The 21,781-nt window shown below is 72.9% G+C and carries 15 protein-coding genes; 12 read left to right on the plus strand and 3 right to left on the minus strand.

Going from position 1 to position 21,781, the window contains the following annotated elements:
• The first annotated feature begins 2 nt into the window (after positions 1-2).
• The 10 genes from FHU28_RS12880 to FHU28_RS12925 are packed head-to-tail and all read left to right on the plus strand — an operon-like array spanning position 3 to position 12,511.
• Positions 3-2,036 (plus strand): ABC transporter ATP-binding protein, encoded by a 2,034-nt coding sequence (locus tag FHU28_RS12880; protein WP_184689486.1) that lies wholly within the window; start codon positions 3-5, stop codon positions 2,034-2,036.
• Positions 2,033-4,084, plus strand: a complete 2,052-nt coding sequence (locus FHU28_RS12885) for a hydantoinase/oxoprolinase family protein (RefSeq protein ID WP_184683942.1) — start codon at positions 2,033-2,035, stop codon at positions 4,082-4,084. Before FHU28_RS12880 ends, FHU28_RS12885 begins: the two co-directional genes overlap by 4 nt.
• Positions 4,081-5,769, plus strand: coding sequence for a hydantoinase B/oxoprolinase family protein (locus FHU28_RS12890; RefSeq protein ID WP_184683945.1), 1,689 nt, complete (start codon positions 4,081-4,083; stop codon positions 5,767-5,769). The genes FHU28_RS12885 and FHU28_RS12890 overlap by 4 nt, the downstream gene beginning before the upstream one ends.
• Entirely contained in the window at positions 5,762-7,432 is a 1,671-nt protein-coding gene (locus FHU28_RS12895; protein ID WP_184683948.1) for a hydantoinase B/oxoprolinase family protein, read from the plus strand. The genes FHU28_RS12890 and FHU28_RS12895 overlap by 8 nt, the downstream gene beginning before the upstream one ends.
• Positions 7,429-8,694 carry an amidohydrolase family protein gene (locus FHU28_RS12900; protein ID WP_184683950.1) on the plus strand — a complete coding sequence of 422 codons (1,266 nt, stop codon included), beginning with the start codon at positions 7,429-7,431 and terminating at the stop codon, positions 8,692-8,694. Before FHU28_RS12895 ends, FHU28_RS12900 begins: the two co-directional genes overlap by 4 nt.
• Complete coding sequence (locus tag FHU28_RS12905) at positions 8,691-9,104, plus strand: nuclear transport factor 2 family protein (protein WP_064447407.1); 414 nt, start codon at positions 8,691-8,693, stop codon at positions 9,102-9,104. Before FHU28_RS12900 ends, FHU28_RS12905 begins: the two co-directional genes overlap by 4 nt.
• Complete coding sequence (locus FHU28_RS12910) at positions 9,101-10,105, plus strand: NADPH:quinone oxidoreductase family protein (RefSeq protein WP_184683952.1); 1,005 nt, start codon at positions 9,101-9,103, stop codon at positions 10,103-10,105. The genes FHU28_RS12905 and FHU28_RS12910 overlap by 4 nt, the downstream gene beginning before the upstream one ends.
• Complete coding sequence (locus tag FHU28_RS12915) at positions 10,102-10,431, plus strand: TIGR04076 family protein (protein WP_073827356.1); 330 nt, start codon at positions 10,102-10,104, stop codon at positions 10,429-10,431. Before FHU28_RS12910 ends, FHU28_RS12915 begins: the two co-directional genes overlap by 4 nt.
• Positions 10,428-11,426 carry an LLM class flavin-dependent oxidoreductase gene (locus tag FHU28_RS12920; protein WP_184683954.1) on the plus strand — a complete coding sequence of 333 codons (999 nt, stop codon included), beginning with the start codon at positions 10,428-10,430 and terminating at the stop codon, positions 11,424-11,426. The genes FHU28_RS12915 and FHU28_RS12920 overlap by 4 nt, the downstream gene beginning before the upstream one ends.
• Before the next feature lie 5 nt (positions 11,427-11,431).
• The gene (locus FHU28_RS12925; protein WP_311773574.1) at positions 11,432-12,511 is read left to right on the plus strand and encodes an alpha/beta fold hydrolase; all 1,080 of its coding nucleotides are present in this window, start codon (positions 11,432-11,434) and stop codon (positions 12,509-12,511) included.
• Between the two features lie 61 nt (positions 12,512-12,572).
• On the opposite strand, the gene FHU28_RS12930 is transcribed toward FHU28_RS12925, so the two are convergent.
• From FHU28_RS12930 to FHU28_RS32290, 3 genes are all read right to left on the minus strand, one after another.
• Positions 12,573-13,208 (minus strand): helix-turn-helix domain-containing protein, encoded by a 636-nt coding sequence (locus tag FHU28_RS12930; RefSeq protein WP_221453940.1) that lies wholly within the window; start codon positions 13,206-13,208, stop codon positions 12,573-12,575.
• A gap of 220 nt (positions 13,209-13,428) precedes the next feature.
• Positions 13,429-14,427: an alpha/beta hydrolase gene (locus FHU28_RS12935; protein ID WP_184683960.1), complete on the minus strand. Its 999-nt coding sequence runs from the start codon at positions 14,425-14,427 to the stop codon at positions 13,429-13,431.
• A 25-nt stretch (positions 14,428-14,452) separates the two neighbouring features.
• Complete coding sequence (locus FHU28_RS32290) at positions 14,453-15,979, minus strand: FG-GAP-like repeat-containing protein (protein WP_221453187.1); 1,527 nt, start codon at positions 15,977-15,979, stop codon at positions 14,453-14,455.
• 392 nt (positions 15,980-16,371) lie between these two features.
• Here FHU28_RS32290 and FHU28_RS12950 point away from each other — a divergent pair, with 392 nt between their 5' ends.
• Together FHU28_RS12950 and FHU28_RS12955 are read left to right on the plus strand one after the other, a co-directional pair.
• The gene (locus tag FHU28_RS12950) at positions 16,372-19,653 is read left to right on the plus strand and encodes a DUF2961 domain-containing protein (RefSeq protein ID WP_184683962.1); all 3,282 of its coding nucleotides are present in this window, start codon (positions 16,372-16,374) and stop codon (positions 19,651-19,653) included.
• Positions 19,653-21,776, plus strand: coding sequence for a family 43 glycosylhydrolase (locus FHU28_RS12955; protein ID WP_184683964.1), 2,124 nt, complete (start codon positions 19,653-19,655; stop codon positions 21,774-21,776). Before FHU28_RS12950 ends, FHU28_RS12955 begins: the two co-directional genes overlap by 1 nt.
• Positions 21,777-21,781: the final 5 nt, after the last annotated feature.

Genomic DNA, 21,781 nt, shown 5'->3' on the forward strand with positions numbered 1-21,781 from the left:
CCATGCTGTCGATCGAGAACCTCTCGGTGAGCATCCGGCGACCCGGCCGGCAGGTGGCCGCGCTCAGCGGCGTCACCTTCGCCGTACGCCCCGGCGAGGTCGTCGGCCTGGTCGGGGAGAGCGGCGGCGGCAAGAGCATGGTGGCCCGCGCCATCGTCGGGCTGCTGCCCGGCGGCTCGCACGCCACCGGCCGGGTGCTGTTCGGCGACTCCGACGTGCTGCGCATGGACGACGCCACGCTCGCCGCGCACCGCGGGCGCGGGGTGGCGATCTGCTTCCAGAACCCGCGCGGCGCGCTCAGCCCCACCCGCACCATCGGCAAGCAGCTCGTCGACCGGCTCGCCACCCACCAGGACATGTCCGGCGACCGGGCCCGGGAGGCGGCGCGCGAGCTGTTCGAGGCGGTCGGCATCCGCAGCCCGCAGCGGCGGCTCGACGCGTACGCCCACGAGCTGTCCGGCGGCATGGCCCAGCGGGTGATGATCTCGCTGGCCACCGGCTGCGCCCCGGATCTGCTGATCGCCGACGAGCCGACCACCGGCCTGGACGTGACGCTGACCCGGGAGATCCTGCGCCAGTTCCGGCACGCCGCCGACACCGACGGCCGGGGAGTGCTGCTGATCTCGCACGACCTCGCCTCGATCGCCGAGGTCTGCGACCGGGTGGTGGTGCTCTACGCCGGGACCGTGGTGGAGAGCGGGCCGGCGGCGCAGGTGCTGCGGGAGCCCGCGCACCCGTACACCCGGGCGTTGCTGCGGTCGGTGCCGGACGTCGGCGGCCGGCCGGTCGTCGCCACCCCCGGCGCCATGCCCCTGCTCACCCAGGCGCCGGAGAACTGCCCGTTCGTCGCCCGCTGCGCGCACGCCGACCGCACCTGCTCGTCCCGGCGGCCGGCCACCCAGCCGATTCCCGGCGGCCGCGACTGGTCGCTGGCCTGCTTCCACCCGCAGACCCGGCCGCTCGACGCCGACGTGCCGTCCGCGCCGCACACGCCGGACGCGGGCGGCGCCCAGCCGGCCGGCGCCGACCCGAAGCCCGCCGTGCTGGAGATCGAGGACGCGCACGTCGTCTATCGCAGCCGGTTCGGCTCCGGCGGGCACCACGCGCTGCGTGGCGTCACGCTGCGGCTCGGTCCGGGTGAGACGCTGGGCGTGGTGGGCGAGAGCGGCTGCGGCAAGAGCACGCTGGCCAAGCTCGTCATGGGCCTGGTCGCGCCCACGTCCGGCACTGTCACAGTCGCCGGTCAGGCCCTGGTCAAGCAGACGGGCCGGCCCCGCCCACGCGGCCGGGCGCTGCGCCGGGCACGAACCCGCGCCCAGCTGGTGTTCCAGGACCCGATCGGCTCGCTGAGCCCGCGCCGGACCGTCGGCGACTCCATCGCCGAGCCGCTGCGGGCCGCGGGCCTGACCCCGGCGGAACGCGCCGAGCGTGTCGCCGCCGTGCTGGACCGGATGGAGCTGGACCGCTCGATCCTGCAGCGGTACCCGCACGAGCTGTCCGGCGGTCAGGCCCAGCGCATCGGCATCGCCCGCGCGCTGGTGGGCGAGCCGGACCTGATCGTCTTCGACGAGCCGACGTCAGCCCTGGACGTGACCGTCCAGGCGCAGATCCTCGACGTGATCGCCGACGTGGCCGCCGACGCGGACCGCGCCTCCGTCTTCATCTCCCACGACCTGGCGACCGTGCGCGGCTTCGCCGACCGCGTCGTGGTGCTCTACCTCGGTCGGGTGGTCGAGGAGGGTCCGGTGGACGTCGTCTTCGACACGCCCCGGCACCCGTACACCCGCGCGCTGCTGGGCAGCGCCCCCCGCCTCGGCGGGACGGCCGGGTCCGACGGCGAAGCCGTCGAGCTGGTCAAGGACCTGGAGGAAGCCGACGCCGCAACCGGGTGCCCACTGGCCGCCCGGTGCCCGTTCGTCACCGACCGGTGCCGATCGGAGCAGCAGGAGCTTCAGTCGTACGGCGAGAGCCGGGCCGCCTGCTGGCGCGTTCCCGAGCTTCCCGCCCTCATCGGAAGGCAGGCTGTCACGCCATGACCCGTCGCCCCATCCGGCTCGCCGTCGACATCGGCGGGACCTTCGTGGACGCCATGGAACTCGACACGCGCACCAACCGGGTCCGCTTCCGCAAGGCGGCGACGACCCCGGCCCGGCCCGCGGACGGTGTCCTCAACGCGATCACCGCGCTCGGCACCGACCTGTCCGAGGTGGAGCTGTTCATCCACGGCACCACGCTCGGCCTCAACGCGGTGCTGGAACGCCGTGGTGGCCGCACCGGCATCATCACCAACGAGGGCTTCCGGGACATCTTCCTGATCGGTCGCGGCAACGTGCCGTCCGACCACATGTACGACTTCCAGTACCAGCGGCCGGAGAGCCTGGTGCAGCGCCGCTTCACCGCCGGGGTGCGGGGCCGGCTCGACTACCGGGGCCGGGTGGTGGAGCCGCTGGACCCGGACAGCGTCCGGGAAGCCGCCCGCACGCTCGTGGTGGACCAGCAGGTCACCTCGATCGCCATCTGCTTCCTGCACTCGTTCCTCGACCCGAGCCACGAGCGGGAGGCCGCGCGCCTGATCCACGAGGAGTTCCCCGAGGTCAGCCTGTCGCTGTCGACGGACATCGTGCGCGAGTACCGGGAGTACGAGCGGACCAGCACCACGGTGCTGGAGGCGTACATCCGGCCGATCTTCGAGCGGTACGTGGACGAGCTGGAGGCCGGCCTGGCCGAGCGCGGCTTCAGCGGGCGCTTCCTGATCATGCGGTCCGGCGGCGGCTCGATGACCAGCGCGGTCGCCAAGACCGCACCCACGCACACCGTGCTGTCCGGCCCGGCCGGCGGCATCGTCGGCGCCGCGTACGTCGCCTCCGAGCTGGGCCGGGACAACGTGCTCACGTTCGACATCGGCGGCACCTCGCTGGACGCCTGCGTGATCGAGCGCGGCAACCCGGTCGCCGCGTACGAGGCCCAGCTGGAGCACTTCCCGCTGCTCATCCCGACGTACGACATCAGGACCATCGGTGCCGGCGGCGGCTCGATCGCCTGGCTCGACCACGGCCTGCTCAAGGTCGGCCCGCAGAGCGCCGGGGCCGACCCCGGACCGGTCTGCTACGGCCGGGGCGGCACCAGGCCGACGGTCACCGACGCCGCGGTGGTGCTCGGCTACATGGACCCGGAGCGCTTCCTCGCCGGCACCATGGGGCTGCGCGCCGCCGAGGCTCGCGCCGCGATCGCCGAGCAGCTCGCCGAGCCGCTCGGCCTCACCGTGGAGAACGCGGCGGCCGGCGTGTTCGACGTGCTGCTGGCCCGTACCGTCGGCGCGGTCCGCCAGATCACCGTCGAACGGGGTCACGACCCCCGGCAGTTCGCGCTGCTGGCGTTCGGCGGCGCCGGGCCGCTGCTGGCCCCGCTGCTGGCCCGCGAGATGGGCATCGGCGAGGTCATCGTGCCGTTCGCGCCGTCCGGCTTCTCCGCCTGGGGCATGCTCTCGGCCGACATCGTCAACGACTTCAGCCGTACCGTGATGGCCACGCTCGACGACGCCGACCTGGCGGAGCTGGAGCAGCTGTTCAAGGCGGTCGAGGCCGAGGCGGTCGCGTCGCTGGTGGCGCAGGGCGTGCCGGCCGGCGAGGCGGTGCTGGAGCGGCAGTTCGAGCTGCGCTACCTGGGCCAGGAGCACAGCCTCATGGTCACCGTCGGGCGCGAGCTGGACCGCGACGCGATCCGCGCCGCGTTCGACGAGACCCACCGCGCCCGGTACGGCCACACCATGGGCAACCCGCTGCAGATCCTCAACCTGCGGGTGCGCGGCATCGGCGGCACCGACCGGCCGGAGCTGCAGACCCGGCCGCGCGGCGACGGCGACCCGTCGCAGGCGCTGCTGACCCACCGCGACGCGTACGACTTCGGGCAGCAGGCGGTGGTGCCGTTCGCGGTCTACGACCGAGCCCACCTGGAGCCGGGCGACACCTTCGACGGACCGGCGCTGATCGACGAGGGCACCTCCACCACTGTGGTGCCCAGCGGCCAGCGGGTCACCGTCGACGACCACGGATACCTGCTCGTCACCCTGGAGGAAGCCGCATGACCACGCTGGACGGAGCCCAGGTCGAGGTCGTCCGCAGCTATCTGCTGTCGGCCGCGGAGGAGATGCGGGCCACCCTCATCCGTACCTCGTTCAACCCGGTCATCTACGAGGTGCACGACTTCGGCCTGTCGATGTACGACGCCGACCTGCGGCTGGTCGCCGAGGCCACCGGCCTGACGTTCTTCCTCGGCGCGAACGACTTCTCGCTGCGCAAGGGCGTGGAGTACGTGGGCCGGGAGAACCTGCACCGCGGTGACGTGGTGCTGCTCAACTACCCGTACTGGAACGCGGCGCACGCGTACGACGCGACGCTGTTCGCGCCGGTGTTCCGGCCGGACGAGTCCGACCCCGACGCGGACGGCGACCTGGTCGGCTTCCTCTGCGTCCGCGCGCACTGGATGGACCTGGGCGCCAAGGACCCCGGTTACGTGCTGGACTCGACCGACATGCACCAGGAGGGGCTGATCTTCCCGGGCACCAAGGTCGTGTCCCGGGGCAAGCCGGTGCGCGAGATCCACGAGCTGATCCGCTTCAACTCGCGGATGCCCGACGCGGTGCTGGGCGACCTGCACGCGCAGATCGCCGCGCTGCGCACCGGCGAGCGCCGGATGCTGGAGATCATCGAGAAGTTCGGCCGGGACACCGTGGACCAGGCGGTCGACCACATCATCGCCGACGGCGAGGCCCGCGCCCGCGCGGCGCTGGCGACGCTGCCGCAGGGCACCTGGACCGCCGAGGACTGGGTGGACGACGACGGCATCACCGACGACCCGGTGAAGATGCGCGTCACGGTGACCATCGCCGACGGGCGCTTCATCGTCGACTTCGCCGGCTCGGCGCCGGCCACCCGCGGCCCGATCAACATGCCGTTCGGGGCGACCGAGGCGATCTGCAAGGTCGTGCTGAAGTCGCTGACGTCGCGGGACGAGCCGTCGAACGCCGGCACCGTGGCGCCGCTGGAGGTGCGGGCCGAGCCGGGCAGCCTGTTCCACGCCGTCTACCCGCAGCCGACGTTCACGCTCTGGACCGGCATCGTCGCGGTGGAGCTGATCCTCAAGGCGCTGGCCCAGGGCATGCCGGACCTGCTGCCCGCCTCCTCCGGCGGCGACGTGCCCGGCTTCATGATGGTCGGCCTGCACCCGGACACCGGGAAGATGTTCGCGGTCAGCAACAACGACCTGGTGGGCTGGGGCGGCACCGCGCAGCACGACGGAATGGACGCCGCCACGCACGTCTCCGGCAGCACCGGCCGGGGCACCCCGATCGAGGTCATGGAGGCCAAGACCGGGATGTTCTTCGAGCGCTGGGAGATCCGCGCCGACTCCGGTGGCGCGGGCCGGTTCCGGGGCGGCTGCGGCCTGCGCCGGGACATCCGCTTCCTGACCCCGGGCGAGTTCCTCACCGTGATCAAGAAGACCAAGAGCGCGCCGTGGGCGCTGGCCGGCGGCGAGCAGCCGGAGCCGAACCAGGTGGTGGTGTTCCCGGGCACCGACCGCGAGCACCGCGTGAGCACCAAGCGCACGACGGTGGCCGCGGGCGACCGGGTCACGCTGCTGACCGCCGGTGGCGGCGGCCACGGCGACCCGCGCAGCCGCGACCCGGAGGCGGTGCGGCGGGACGTGGCCGAGGGCTACGTCTCCCGGGAGGCGGCCCGGGACGTCTACGGAGTGGACGTCGATGGGTGAGCCGACGGTCGACGGGGCAACCGTCGAGGTCGTCCGCAGCCATCTCGTCTCGGCCGCCGAGGAGATGCGGGCAGCGCTCGTGCGCACCGCGTTCAACCCGGTGATCTACGAGGTGTACGACTTCGGCATCTCCATCTACGACCGGCATCTGCGGCTGGTCGCGGAGTCGACGGGGCTGTCCCGCTTCCTCGGCGCCAACGACTACTCGCTGCGCAAGGGCGTGGAGTACGTCGGCCGGGAGAACCTGCGCCGCGGCGACGTGGTGCTGCTGAACTACCCGTACTGGAACGCGGCGCACACGTACGACGCGACGATGTTCGCGCCGGTCGTGCTGCCCGGCAGCGAGGAGCCGATCGGTTTCCTGTGCATCCGGGCGCACTGGATGGACCTGGGCGCCAAGGATCCCGGCTACGTGCTCGACTCCACGGACATGCACCAGGAGGGGATCATCTTCCCGGGCACGAAGGTGTACGACCGGGGCGAGCCGGTGCGTGAGATCCACGAGCTGATCCGGTTCAACTCGCGGATGCCGGAGCTGGTCATCGGTGACCTCAACGCGCAGATCGCCGCGCTGCGTACCGGTGAGCGGCGGATGACCGAGCTGTACCGCGAGTACGGCACGGCAGTGGTGGACGCGGTCGTCGACCGGGTGATCGACGTCGCCGCGCAGCGCGCCGGGGAGGCGGTGGCCGCGCTGCCGCAGGGCAGCTGGACCGCCGAGGACTGGCTCGACGACGACGGCGTCACCGACGAGCCGATCCTCATGCGGGTCACAGTCACCGTCGCCGACGGCGAGTTCACAGTGGACTTCGCCGGCTCGTCGCCGGCGGTGCCCGGACCGGTGAACCTGCCGCTGGGCGCCACCATCGCCACCTGCCGGGTCGCGTTCAAGGGCGTCACCACGCCGCACGAGCAGACGAACGCCGGGCACTTCGCGCCGCTGCGGGTACGCGCCGAGCCCGGCACGCTGTTCCACGCGCAGTACCCGGCCGCCACGTTCACCCAGTGGACCGGCACCGTCGCGCTGGAGCTGATCCTCAAGGCGCTGGCGCAGGGCATGCCGGACCGGCTGGCCGCCTCCTCCGGCGGCGACGTGCCGGGGTTCATGATGGTCGGCCGGCACCCGGACACCGGCGACATGTTCGCCGTCAGCAACAACGACCCGGTCGGCTGGGGCGGCACGCCCCGGCACGACGGGATCGGACCGGCGAACCACCTCTGCCAGACCCAGGCGCGCAACACGCCCGTCGAGGTGCTGGAGTCGAAGACGGGGATGTTCTTCGAACGGGTGGAGATCCGTACCGACTCCGGTGGCGCGGGCCGGTTCCGGGGCGGCTGCGGCCTGCGGCGGGACATCCGGTTCGTGACGCCGGGTGAGTTCCTGACGGTGATCAAGAAGACGAAGAGCGCGCCGTGGGCGCTGGCCGGCGGGTCGCAGCCGGAGCCGAACCAGGTGGTCGTCTTTCCGGGCACGGACCGTGAGCACCGGGTGAGCACCCGGCGTACCGCGGTGGCGGTGGGGGATCGGGTCACGCTGCTGACCGCCGGTGGCGGCGGGCACGGTGACCCGAGGAGTCGGGATCCAGAGGCGGTGCGACGGGACGTGGCCGAGGGCTACGTCTCCGCCCGGGCCGCCCGAGACGTTTATGGAGTGATCGCGTGAGTGCCGCCTATTCGCCCGAGCAGCCGAGCATGCTGCTCGGCAACTGCACAGTGCTGGACGCCCGAGTGGTGGACGGCATGGCGCCCGTGACCGGCGCCGGGGTGTGGGTCCGGGGTGACCGGATCGCCGCCGTCGGCCCGTACGCCGAGGTGGCCGCGCAGGCGCGCGCCGGCGGCCGGCTGACCGAGGTGGACCTCGACGGCGCGTACGTGACGCCCGGCCTGGTCAACATGCACACCCACTTCTCGCTGTCGCTGCCCGGCTCCGGGGGCGACAACGTCAAGGGGATGGGCCCCTACGACCTGGCGCACTACATGGCCGACGGGGCGCGGCGCACGCTGCACGCCGGCGTGACCACTGTGCGCTGCGTGGCGGAGAAGGACCACGCCGACTTCGCGTTGCGGCGGGCGGTCAACGCCGGGCGCGTGCCGGGCCCGCGCATCTACACGGCCGGCCGGGCGCTGGTGTGCACCGGCGGGCACGGGCACGAGAGCAACGACACGCTCGAGTGCGACGGCCCGGTGGGCTTCCGCCACGGCGTGCGCAGCCAGATCAAGGCCGGCGCGGACCTGATCAAGGTGATGATCTCGGGCGGCATCGCCGGTGAGCACGAGAGCATCCACACGCCGCAGCTGTTCGCCGACGAGATGACGGCGGTGATCGAGACGGCGCACGCGTGGGGCCGCAAGGTGACAGCGCACGCCGGGCCCGCCGAGGTGATCGGCGCGGCCGTGGAGCTGGGACTGGACTGCGTGGAGCACGGCTACCAGCTCACCCCGCAGGTCGCGGCGCGGATGGCCGAGCGCGGCACGGCGCTCGTACCGACGCTGCTGGTGACCCGCTGCAAGGAGTTCTTCGACGAGCTGGGCGTGCCGGAGTGGATGCAGTGCCGCTCGCTCGGCGCCGGCCCCCGGCACCTGGAGAGCTTCGACATGGCCATCGCCGCCGGGGTGGAGGTCCTGCTCGGCAGCGACATGCCCCCGTTCTGGGAGTTCGAGGGCACCACCGCCTCGATCCGGGAGCTGGAGTACATGTCCGAGCGGATCGGCGCCGCGCGGGCCATCCACGCCGGCACGCTCGGCCCGATCCGGTGGCTCGGCGCGGAGTCCGACCTCGGCACTGTCGAGGTCGGCAAGCTGGCCGACCTGATCGCGACGGACGCCGACCCGCTGGCCGACACCTCGGCCTTCCGGGACGTGCGGTGGGTGATGAAGGGCGGGCAGATCGCCCGCGACGACCGCAACCAGGAGGAGACGCGATGACCTTCGCGCAGGCAGGCGCGGCGGAGATCGCCGCCGGCATCGACGACATGTACGACGCGTTCCTCGCCGGGGACCAGCAGCGGTTCGACACGCACCTGGACCCCGAGGTGACCACCTGGGAGACGCACCTGCCGGGACCGCTGCGGACCCGGGCCGAGCTGGACGAGTACCGCGCCCAGCGGGACGCCGCCGGTCAGCGGCCCCGGCTGGCGGTGCTCGCCGCGCGGGGCAAGCGCATCGACGTCTGGGACGACTTCGGCGTGGCCCGGTACGAGCTGGTCGCGCAGCTCGGCCCGGACGACGAGCCGGAGATCACCCGGGTGACCGACGTGGTGCGCCGGGTCGACGGCCGCTGGGTGATCGTGCACCACCACGCCGAGCTGGTCCGGGAACCGGTGGGCGCGGCATGATCCGGCGGCTGGTCGCCGAGCGGACCGGTGAACCGGCGGACGTGCTGTCGGTCGCCGAGCTGCCCGACGACCCGCCGCCCGGCCCCGGCCAGGTGCGGCTCGCCGTCCGTACGGTCGGGCTGAACTTCCTCGACGTCATGCTCTGCCGGGGCGAGTACCCGGTGCGGCCGGATCCGCCGATGACGCCGGGGGTGGAGGCGGCCGGGCGGGTCGTCGCCGCCGGCGACGGGGCCGGGCACCTGCTGGGTCAGGAGGTGCTCGCCTGCCCGGCGCTGCCGCGCGGCGCGCTCGGCACGACTGTCACTGTGGACGCCGCGGTGGTGGTGCCGCGGCCGTCCACAGTCGACCCGGTCACCGCGGCGGCGCTGCCGGTCACCTACCAGACCGCGTGGTTCGCGCTGGAACGGGCGGGCGTCACCGCCGGGCAGACAGTGCTGGTGCACGCCGGCGCGGGCGGTGTCGGCATCTCCGTCATCCAGCTCGCGGTCGCCCGCGGCGCCCGGGTCCTCGCCACCGCCGGTGGCCCGGCCAAGACCGCGATCTGCCGCGACCAGGGCGCCGAGGTGGCGATCGACTACACGGCGGAGGACTTCGTGGCCGCCGTGCGGGAGGCCACCGGCGGCCGGGGCGTGGAGGTCGTGGTGGACCCGGTGGGCGGCGACGTCTTCGCCCGTTCCTGGGAATGCCTCGCCTTCGAGGGCCGCCTGGTCGCGGTGGGCGCGGCCGGTGGCGCGCCGCCACCCGTCGACCCGCTGCGGCTGATGGCCGCGAACGCGACGCTGGTGGGCCTGTCCTGGGGCTCGCAGTACCCGTGGCAGCGCCCGTCCGCGGTCGAGGCCGCCTACCAGGAGCTGTTCGACATGTGCGCCTCCGGCGCGGTCCGGCCGCCGGTCAGCCGCGTCGTGTCGCTCGACGAGACGCCCGGGGCGCTCACCGAGCTGGCCGAACGCCGGACCACCGGCAAGATCATCGTACGGATCGACGAAGGGGAGGGGCCGTGAGCGACACCGCCGACGGCGACATGGAGATCTACGACCTGAAGGTGACAGTCGACCGGATCGAAGGCCGGTCGGTGTGCGGCATGGCGGTCGGCGATCACTTCGAACTCACGAACAGCGCGCACCTGCGGCTGCCCGAGGGAAAGCACTTCTGCGTGTACGCGCTCGCGTCGGTGCTGCCCTTCCTCGCAGCCAAGCAGCGTGACCTGGCGCCGGGGGACTGGCTGGCTCAGGACTCCCACTTCATCTGCCCCGACCCGGAGGAGCGGCTCGTCATGAAGGTGGAACGGACCTGCCGGCGCACGATGAACTCGGCGGACCTGACATGACAGTCGAGATCGGACTCGGCCTGCAGAGCGACAAGCCGGCCGGCGCGTACGCCCGGCTGGCCCGCGCCGCCGAGGCGCACGGCTTCGACGTGCTCACCGTCTTCGGCGACCTGATGTACCAGCCGCCGATCTTCCCGCTGCTGGAGATGGCGCAGGCGACCGAACGGGTACGCCTCGGCGCGGCCTGCCTGAACCCGTACTCGATGGCCCCGTACGAGATCGCCGGTCAGATCGCCGCCCTGGACCTGGCCTCGCACGGACGGGCCTACCTGGGGCTGGCCCGGGGGACCTGGCTCGGCGCGGTCGGCCTGCCGCAGCCGCGACCGCTGACCACCATCGAGGAAGCGGTCCAGGTCGTCTACCGCCTGCTGCGCGGTGACCGCAGCGGCTTCACCGGCCGGGTCTTCTCGCTGGAGGCCGGCACCGCGCTGCGCTACGACGTGCAGCGGCCCGACCCGCCGCTGCTGCTCGGCGCGTGGGGTCCGCAGGGCGCGGCGCTGGCCGGCCGGATCGCCGACGAGATCAAGGTGGGCGGCAGCGCCAACCCGGACATGGTGCCGGTGATCCGCGAGCGGCTGCGGGCCGGCGCGGAGAAGGCCGGCCGGGACGTCTCCGACGTCGGAATCGTGCTGGGCGCGGTGACAGTTGTCGACACCGACGGTGAGGCCGCCCGGGCCAAGGCCCGCACCGAGGTGGCGATGTACCTGGCGGTGGTGGCGGAACTGGACCCGACAGTCGTGCTCCCCGACGACCTGGTGAAGCGGGTCGGCGAGCTGGTCGACGCGGGCGAGGACGAGGCCGCGGGCCGGTTGATCCCGGACGACGTGCTGGACCGGTTCGCCTTCTCCGGCACCCCGGAGCAGGTCGCCGTGCAGGCCCAGGCGCTCATCGACGCCGGCGTGCGCCGGGTGGAGTTCGGCACGCCGCACGGTCTGACCGACGAGCGCGGCGTGGACCTGCTCGGTTCCGCCGTCCTGCCCCTGTTGCGCAGGTGAGTCCGGTGCGGCTCACCGTCGTGGTCGGCCCCGGGCTGGTGGCCGACGCCGAGCTGCTGGCGTCGCTCGTCGCCACCAGTTGTGCCGAGCTGGACGTCACCGGCGAGGTCGTCACCGCCGCCTCGGCCGACGAGCTGCGGTCGCTGCTCGCCGCCGCGCAGGGCCCCGCTGTGGTGCTGCCCGGCCCCACCCCACCGGCCCGCGCGCTGATCGGCGCACAGCCGCCGCACGCGGTCTGGTACGACCTCACCGTCGAGACGCCGGCGCCCGGCGCGGTCCATCTGGCCGGCCGAGGGCTGTGGGGCGTGACCTGGGCGATCCGGCACGCCGTGCACCGCTTCCGCGCGCCGGCCGACCGGATCGCCTACGGTCCCGACCCGGAGCAGTGGGGCGACCTGCGCTTGCCGTCGACTCCGCCCACCGGGCCGGCGCCGGTCGCGGTGCTGCTGCACGGCGGGTTCTGGCGGTCGATCTGGGGCGCGGACCTGATGGACGCCCTCGCCGTCGACCTGGCCGCCCGCGGCTACGCGTCCTGGAACCTGGAGTACCGGCGCCCGGACCGGCACGGCTGGGACGCGACCACACAGGACGTCGAAGCCGGTATCGCCGTGCTGCGGGACCTCGCCACCGACCGGCCGCTGGACCTGGACCGGATCGTCGTCTTCGGCCACTCAGCCGGCGGGCAGCTCGCGCTGCGCGCCGCGGCGGACCTCGCCACGCGTACGGGCGGGCCGCGTGTCGCGCTCGCGGTGTCGCTGGCCGGGGTGCTCGACCTCACCGAGGGCGACCGGCGCTTCCTCGGCGACGGCGCGATCTCCGCGGCGCTGGGCGGCTCACCGGCGACAGTGCCCCGGCGGTACGCCGAGAGCGACCCGATGCTCCGGCTGCCCGTCGGTGTGCCGACCCTGCTCGTGCAGGGGACGGCGGACAGTCTCGACCTGGTCGACGCCAACCGGCGTTACGCCGTGGCGGCAGCCGACGCGGGCGACGACATCCGCCACCTCGAACGGCCGGGCGACCACTTCGCCGTCATCGACCCCGGCGCGGACATCTGGCACGCCACCATGACCGCGATCGGCGGCTGACCGTCCGGCGTCTGCTCCGCGCTTGTTCACGCCGGTGAACAAGCGCGGAGTTCGGCGTGCCTCAGAACAGGCGGGGCGTGACCACCGAGACCACTGTCGTCACCGAGTCGGTGTCGTTGTACATCTGGTGCGGCACCGACGAGCGCAGGTGCACGCTGTCGCCCGGGCACAGCCGATGCTCCACGCCCTCGACCTCGTAGAGCAGCTCACCGGAGATGACGTAGGCGAACTCCTCGCCCCGGTGGCCGTACGCGTTCTCCCGCCGCCCGCCGGGCGCGATGTGCACGAGCATCGGCTCCAGCAGCAGGTCGGGCCCCCGGTCGGAGAGCATCCGGTAGGTCTGCTGCCCGGACACGTACTGGGTGGCCGACGTTTCCGCCCTGGTCAGCGTGAAGTGCCGGGGAAGCTGCGAGACGTTGCTGTCGGACGTGCCGTTGCCGGCGTCGAAGAAGTCGGCGACCGAGCGGTCCAGCGCCTTGGCGACGCTGCCCAGCGCGGTCAGGCCGATGGAGGAGATGCCGCGCTCGACCTGGGACAGGAAGCCGATCGACAGGCCGGAGCGGGAGGCGAGGCCGCGCAGCGTGAGCCCGCGCTCCTTGCGGAACCGCCGGATCCGGGCGCCGACCACACCCGCCGGGGTGCTCTCGTCCGCGGCGCCACCGGGGGCGGCCTGCTCCGACGGCGGCTGACTGTCCATGGACCGCACGAGGACCTCCTGTTGCGGTGGCGGGGGATCCGACCGGCATGTTCGATCCTATCGAACATGCCCGCACCTGTGCGAGGGGGAGCACGGGCATTTCTCGCCTGCTCCCGCCATGTCATCCCTGGTGAACGGGGGCGGCGCCAGCCCTCCGACGCCGGTGCCGTGGGCCGTCGCCGGACGGCGACGGCCCACGACACGCGGTGGTCCCGGTGGGTCAGCCGGCCCGGCGCAGCCGGCCCATCATCCCGTTGAGGTCGTCGACGAACTGCTCGTGGCGGAAGTAGTGCCCGCCGGGGACCTCCCGGCCCTCGTGCGGGATGCCCGCCCGGGCGAGCAGGCTCCGGAACTCACGCTGGCCCGCCAGCACCTGGCTCTCGTTCGCCGTGTCGAACCAGTTGATCGGGTCGGGGGACGTGCCGGCGACCAGGAAGATCCGCTTGTTGCGGTAGCTCTCGATGCGCTGCACCGGGTTGTCCATGTTCACCCGGGCCTCGTCCCACAGGGGCGCGCCGTAAACGGTCCCGCCGCCGAGGTCGAGCAGAGCCGAGGTGGCGTTCGCCCAGTGCACCACGAGACCGAAGTCCCGCCGCAGGCTCGCCGGCCCGGAGTGGGCGCTGACCGAGCAGAAGTGGCCGTAGTACTTCGCGGCGTACTTCAGCGCGCCGAAGCCACCCATCGAGAAGCCGGCGACGGCGCGGCCGTTGTACTCGGCGAAGGTGCGGAAGTTGGCGTCGATCCAGGGCAGCAACTGGGCGATGTGGAAGGTCTCCCAGTTGCGCGGTCCGGTGTTGCTGGTGACCGGGTTGCTGTACCAGCCGGTGGAGGCGTCCGGCATGACCACGATGACCTCGCGGCCGGCGGTCAGGTTGATGATGTTGTCCTGGAGGTGGAACGTGCGGAAGTCCTGTTGGCCGCCGTGCAGCAGGTACAGCACCGGGTAACGCTTGCGGCTGGTGTGGTAGCCGTCGGGCAGCAGCACGTTCACCGCCGGATCCCACTCGATCGCGTCGGTGGCGAAGCGATAGTACTGCAACCGGCCGCCGTTCTCGTTGCGGCCGACGATGCGCAGGCCGAACCCGTCGACGGCGGCCGCGCTCGCCGCGGACGGCGCGGTGAAGGCCCCGGCCAGGGCGCCGGTCGCCGCGACCGCGGCGGCGCCGGTGAGCAGGCGGCGGCGGCTCACGGTGGGGGGAGTGGTCCGGTCGTGCGACATGAATCCTCCTGGGAGTCGATGGGGGTCAGAGTGTGGTTTCGTCGGTGAGGCCGAAGTAGTCGTGCCATTTGGTGGAGGGGCTGAAGGTGGTGCCGGTGGACAGGGCGACGTAGATGTCGTTTGTGGTGTTTTTGGTGAAGACGATGAGGTCGTCTTTGCCGTCGCCGTTGGCGTCGGCGAGGTAGGGGAATTCGCCGGGTAGGCAGAAGAAGTCGTGCCATTTGATGGTGGTGCCGGTGAACGACGAACCGGTGGAGGTGGCGGCGTAGACGTCGGCGTCGGTGTTGCAGGTGAAGGTGACGATGTCGTCGCGTCCGTCGCCGTTGATGTCGCCGACGCGGGGTTGTTCGGTGCCGACGGCGAACAGGTCGTGCCATGTCTGTGGTGTCCCGAAGCCGCTGCCGGTGGACAGGGCGACGATGACGTCGGCTGCGGTGGCGGGGCCTTGGGTGAAGGTGATGATGTCCTCGCGTCCGTCGCCGTTGACGTCGCCGAGGGCGGGGAATTCACCGGCGATGGAGAAGTAGTCGTGCCATTTGATTGCGGTGCCGGTGAAGCCGGTGCCGGTGGACAGGGCGACGTAGACGTCGGCGTTGGTGTCGTGGGTGAAGGTGATGATGTCGTCGCGGCCGTCGCCGTTGACGTCGCCGACGGCGGGGATTTCGGTGCCGGGGGCGAACCAGTCGTGCCATTTCGCCGATGCGGCGAATGATGTGCCGGTGGACAGGGCGACGTGGACGTCGGCGGTGGTGCCGTGGGTGAACACGATCGCGTCGTCTCGTCCGTCGCCGTTGACGTCTCCGGTCAACGGGGTCTCCCCGGACAACGCGAACCAGTCGTGCCACTTCACCGATGTTCCCGCGAACGACGAACCGGTTGAGGTGGCCACGTAGGCGTCGGCGAGTGAGCCGTGCGTGAACGCCACCACGTCATCCCGGCCGTCACCGTTGAAATCAGTCGGCGAACCACCGAAATACCGGGGCGCGGGCGGCGGCGGTGGCGTACCGCAGTTGTCGCTGACCAGGAACCTCTGGTTGTACTGGCCGGGATACGGCGCGAGCGAGACGCCGTTTATCGAGATGACCTGGCCGACGCCGTTGTAGAGCTGCTCGTAGTGCACGTGCGCCCCGGAGGAGTTGCCGGTGCTGCCGGTGATCCCGATCTGCTGCCCCTGCTGCACGTAGGCGCCGTCGGGCACCGAATAGGCGCTGAGATGGAAGTAGTAGGTGGTCCACCCGCCGCCGTGGTCGATGACGATGTAGTTGCCGGCGCCGCTGGGCTGCGAGTAGCGGCGGGCGACTCCGGCGGCGGACGCCACCTGGGGCGTACCGCCGGTGACGCCGCCGTCGGCCCGGACGAAGTCCAGCGCCTGCCGCACCTCGGCGCTGTGGTGGCTGTACGTCCACCGCTGCCCGCACGGGAACGGCGCCTTGAAGTTCGGCGCGGCCAGCGCCGGTGACGGGGTGACCACGACCGCGGTGAGGGTGGCCGCGGCCAGTGTGAGCAGCGCGACGAGGGCGCGCCGGGCGGCACGTGTCGGGAACCTGGGCATGCGGAAACTCCTCATCGGAGGGGATGCACTGGCAGAGCGGCGCCTGGGCGCGTCAGGCCAGGGGCCGGTGTCGCCGATGGGCGGGCCCTGACAGTTCGCGTCGGAGGAGGGGCGGCTGGCGTCCCGATCGGCGGGACGGTGGCGCTGAGGAGAAGTGAAACCGCAGACTTCGGAGCCTGTCAATACCCGCCGGGGTGGTTCGTGTCGGCGGAAAACTTCCTTCAGCGCCGGTTCCGCCGGGCCGGGCTGGGCGGCTCAGGGGCCGGCGTGCCGTGAAGATTCCTGCCCCGGAGGAAAGCCGGGCGCAAGGTATTGACAACCGTGGAAGTCGGGAAGTTAACTCGCCAGCAATCGATTTCTCGCTGATCTCACGGCGCTCGGAAGGGACACCGATGAGGCTCCGCTTCAGCCGTTGGGCCGGCGCCGCAGCAGTCGCGCTGCTGGCCGTGGCCGTGCCCGCGACCTCGTCCGCCGCTCCGGCCGCCACGTCGGCGCCCGCTACCGCTCTCGCCGTCGCGGACGACAAGGGCCCGATCGGCTGGGACGCCTACCGGCGGCTTGACCGCCTGCCGGAGCTGGCCGCCGGCAGCCGTACCCACCAGTTCTCCAGCTTCGGCCGCGACGGTTCCAACGACGACGGCTTCGTCGGCACCTGGTCGTGCCTGCGCCAGAGCGGCGGCTGCGTGATCGCCGAGGCGCGCGGCCCGGGCGAGGTGCAGTCGATCTGGTTCACCCGCGACGACGGCAACGTCCGCGCCACCGGCTGGATCCGCGTCGAACTCGACGGCGTCGTGGTCGTCCAGGCCGACCTCCAGGACCTGGTCGACGGGCGGCTCGGCAGCCCGTTCGTCGCGCCGCTCGTCAGCAACGCCGACCAGACGTCCGGCGGCGTCACCGTCAAGGTGCCGATGCCCTACCGGGAGTCCATGCGGATCACCACCCAGAACAACCCGCTGTTCCACCACGTGGCCTACCGCACCTTCGCCGACGCGGCAGGGGTGTCCCGGTTCGACCCGGCCGACCCGGCCACCGACGTGGTCACGCTGCTGCGCGCCGCCGGCACCCGCGACCCGAAGCCCGCCCAGGCCGGCGCCGCCACCACCCGAGCCACCGTCACCGCCCCGGCGCAGGGCCAGGTGTCGCTGGCCGCGCTGACCGGGCCGCGGGCGATCACCGCGCTGCGGCTGCGCGTACCGGACGCCGCGGCGGGCGCGCCGACGCTCGCCGGGCTGCGGCTGCGGATGACGTTCGACGGGCGCGCCACTGTGGACAGCCCGGTCGGGGAGTTCTTCGGCGCCGGGCTGGGCGAGCGCACCGTCCGGTCGCTGATGTTCGCCATGGACTCCGTGCCCGGCGGCTGGTACAGCGCCTGGTGGCCGATGCCGTTCCGCACCGCCGCCGCCGTGACGCTCGTCAACACGACAGGCGCCACAGTCAGCGGCGTCGAGGTCGAGGTGACGTCGGCGCCCGGCGCCGAGTGGACGTCTCGGCTCGCCGCCGACGGCAGCGCCGGCTACTTCACCACCCAGTCACGCCGCGCGGAGACGGTCGGCGGCGCCGACTGGATCATCGCCGACCAGTCCGGCCGGGGCCGGTTCGTGGGCGTCTCGCAGACCATGCGCGGCCACATCATCGGCGGCAACACCCGCAACTACCTGGAGGGCGACGAGCGGGTGTACGTGGACGGATCGCCCACGCCGCAGATCTACGGCACCGGCACCGAGGACTTCTACGAGTCGGGCTGGTACTTCAACCGCGGCGAGTACAGCGGCGTCTTCACCGGCAACACCGCACACCTGGTCCGCGGCGGCGGATGCGCCGACGAGTGCGACGCCGCCTACCGGCTGATGATCGGCGACGCGGTGGCCTACGGCACCGCGCTGCGCTTCGGCATCGAGCACGGACCGGCCAACGACATGCCCGCCGAGTACGCCTCGACCGCGTTCCTCTACACCCAGCGCACCGTCACCACGCGCCGGACCGACACCGTCGTCACCGGCGACGCCGCCAGCCGCGCCGCGCACGCGTACACCGACGCCGGGGCGACCCAGACCGCGCTCACCGCCGCGTTCGAGGGCGACGACGACAACGTCCCGCAGACCGGCCAGGTCCGCGCGACGACCGCCCCGGTCCGCTTCCGGCTCGCGATCGACCCGGCCAATCAGGGGGTACGGCTGCGCCGCCACGGCGACCAGGCCGGCGGCTACCAGCAGGCGGCCGTGTCGGTGGACGGCACACCGGCCGGGGTGTGGCTCCAGCCGCTGGGCAACGACAGGCAGCGCTGGCTGGCCGACGAGTTCGTGCTGCCGGCGGCGCTGACGGCGGGCCGGTCGGCGGTGACCGTCCAGCTCACCCCGGCGAGCGGCGCGCCGGCCTGGACCGCCGCCCGGTACCTGGCCGACAGCATGGTGGCGCCGTTCACCGACACCGCCGCCCCGGCCCCGGTCGCCGGTCTCGCCCTGGCCGGCGGGCGCGTGCACGCGCTGGGCCTGACCTGGTCCCCCTCCGCCGACGACGTCGGGGTGGTCTCCTACCGCGTCTACGCGTCCCGGAGCCCGGGGGCGACGATCACTCCCGCCAACCTGGTCGGCACGACGCGTGCCACCACGTTCCGGCACGGTCCGCTGCCGGCCGCGCAGACCCGCTACTACCGCGTCGTGGCGGTCGACGGGTCGGGCAACGCCGCCGCGCCCTCGGCCGAGGTGTCGGCCACCACCCGTACCCGAAACACCAGCGACGCCGACGGCGACCGCCGCGACGACGCCGTCGACTTCACCCGCGGCGCCGCCGCCGACGTGTTCACCTCGCTCTCCGACGGCACCCGTTTCGTGCCGGACAGCCGGCCCTGGAACGACTTCTTCGCGGTCGGCGCGGAGGTGCCGCTCACCGGCGACGTCAACGGCGACGGCCGCGCGGACGTCATCACGTTCACCCGTGGCGACAGCGCGGACGTCTACGTCGGGCTCTCCACCGGCGCCGGGTACGCCGCCGGGGTCAAGTGGCACGACTTCTTCGCCGTCGGCGCCGAGATCCCGGCGGTCGGTGACGTCAACGGCGACGGTCGTGCCGACATCGTCACGTTCACCCGCGGCGCCGCCGCCGACGTCTACGTGGCGCTCTCCACCGGCTCCGGCTTCGGGCCCGGTGTGAAGTGGCACGACCACTTCGCGCTCGGCGACGAGTTCCCGGCGGTGGGCGACGTGGACGGTGACGGCCGGGACGACATCGTGACGTTCACCAGGGGTACGACTGGCGACGTGTTCGTGTCGCTCTCCGACGGCACCCGCTTCGTGGAGGACGGCTGGAAGTGGCACGACAGCTTCGCCGTCGGCAACGAGCTGCCGGCGGTGGGCGACGTGGACGGTGACGGCCGGGACGACATCGTGACGTTCACCAGGGGTACGACCGGCGACGTGTTCGTGTCGCTCTCCGACGGCGGCCGCTTCGTGCAGCACTCCTGGAAGTGGCACGACCACTTCGCCTTCGGCGACGAACTGCCCGGGGTGGGGGACTTCAACGGCGACGGGCGGGCCGACGTGGTCACGTTCACCAGGGGCCTGACCGCTGACGTGTTCGTCTCGCTCTCCACCGGCGGAGGATTCGGCCCACCGGGCAACCGCTGGCACGACCAGTTCGCCCCCGGCACCGACCTGCCCCGTCCGAGCGTGTCGTGATGCGGGCCCGACGTGTCCTCGCGGCGCTCCTGCTCGGGGCGGGCCTGGCCGCCGTCCCGGCCGGACCGGCACCGGCCGACGACCCGGTCCGGTTCGAAGCCGAGTCGCTCGCCGTCGTCTCCGCCACCGCGCCGGTCGGCGCGCAGGCCGACTGCTGCGGGGTGAGCTGGTCCGGCGGACGGCAACTGTGGTTCCGGGGCGCCCGCGCCGGTGACTCGGTGACGCTCACCCTGCCGTCGGTGCCGGCCGGGCAGTACGACCTCGGCGCGGTGCTCACCCGGGCCGGCGACTACGGCACGCTGCGCTTCGCCGTCGACGGGGTCGCGGTGGGCCAGCTCTTCGACGGGTACGCGGGCGCGGTGCAGCGCACCGGCGCGGTGCCGCTGGGCTCGGCGTCGCTGGCGGCCGGCACGCACCGCCTCACCGTCACGGTGACCGGCCGGTCCGCGTCCTCCACCGGATTCTTCGCCGGGCTCGACACGGTGACGCTGCGCCGCGTCGGCCCGCTCGCGGCGGTCACCACGACGCCGTACGAGACGCTCGGCGAGACGCCGGCGCGGGGCGCGTCCACCCGCGTCTACGACCCGAGCGCGGGGGAGTCGACGACCTGGTACTACAACGACCACACGCTGGTACGGCACCAGCAGACCGGTGTGTGGCACCTGTTCGGCATCACCCACGCCGAACCCGGCGCGCCGCAGGACGAGAAGGTCTTCGGGCACGCCACCGCGCCCACCCCGAGCGGCCCGTGGACGAAACGGCCGGTGGCGCTGGCCGCCGACCCCGGGGCCGGGGAGCAGTGGATCTGGGCCCCGCACGTCGTCCACCACGGCGGCGTCTACTACATGTTCTACGCGGCCGGGAACCCGGACTACGCCCGGTACCGCATGCACCTGGCCACCTCGACCGACCTGTTCACCTGGACCCGCAGCTCCGCCAACCCGCTGTTCACCGACGGGTGGGAGGGCCGCGACCCGATGGTGACCCGGGTCGGCGACCGCTGGGTCATGTACTACACGGCCACGTCGAGCCCGTCCGGCGGCAACCACGTCGTGGCGTACCGGACCAGCACCGACCTGCGCTCGTGGAGCGGCCGCGCGATCGCCTACACCTCGCCGCACACCGGCCGGGCGGGCGGGCAGACCGAGTCGCCGTTCGTGGTGCGCCGGGGGGAGTGGTGGTACCTCTTCGTCTGCTGCGACGGCACCGACTACGGCGCCGCGTACCGGCGCACGGCCGTCTACCGCAGCCGCGACCCGCTGCGCTTCGACGGCGCGGAGAAGGTGACGGTGCTGGACGCGCACGCCGCCGAGGTCGTGGTGGACGGCTCCAACTGGTACCTGACCCACGCCGGCTGGGGTCAGGGCGGGCTCTGGCTGGCGCCGCTGACCTGGTCGACCGGCGTGGTGGCGCGCGGCTGGACGGTGACCACCGGTTTCCTGCGCGCCGACGTGCGCACCTGGCCCAGCGCCCGGATCGCCGAGCTGGCGGTGGACCCGGCCGGTGCCGGCAATTACCGGCCCGCGCTCGACTCGTCGCACCGGGGCACCGGCCCGTACCTCGCCGTCGGCCGGTTCGACGTGACCGACCGGGCCGGCGCCCCGGCCCGGGTCGACGTTTCGGCCGACGGCTCCCGGATCAACCTGGTCGGCATCCCGTTCGGCGACGAGCCGGTCACCGCCGACTGGCTGCTCACCGTGACGCCCCGGTGGACCGGCCCCGGGTTGCAGAGCGACGTCACCTGGTCGGTGAACGGGTGGCCGACCGCAGCGGTGTGGGAGGTGGCGTTCAACATCGACGGCGCGTCCCCGCTGGTCGGCGACCCGGCGGTGGAGGCGCGGCCGACGGGTGACGTCACCGGCATGCCCCGCTGGACGATGAGCACCGGCGACGGGCTCTCGGTGGTCGCGTCGCACCGGTGGGGGTCGGCCTGGCGCGGCGACAACACCTGGTACGACGCCGGCCACGCGATGGCCGCCTGGCAACTGCTGTGGCGCGCCGGCGGCCTGTCCTGGGCACCCGGCCAGTACGCGGGCGGCACCTGGCGCCTGACCGCGAGCGGGGTCCGGCGGGACGTGCCGTTCGCCGACGCCGCGCACGCCGCGACAAACGCGATCCCGTGACCGGC

Origin of the sequence: Micromonospora echinospora, from assembly GCF_014203425.1 — a bacterium.
In the GTDB taxonomy this organism is placed as follows: Bacteria; Actinomycetota; Actinomycetes; order Mycobacteriales; family Micromonosporaceae; genus Micromonospora; species Micromonospora echinospora_A.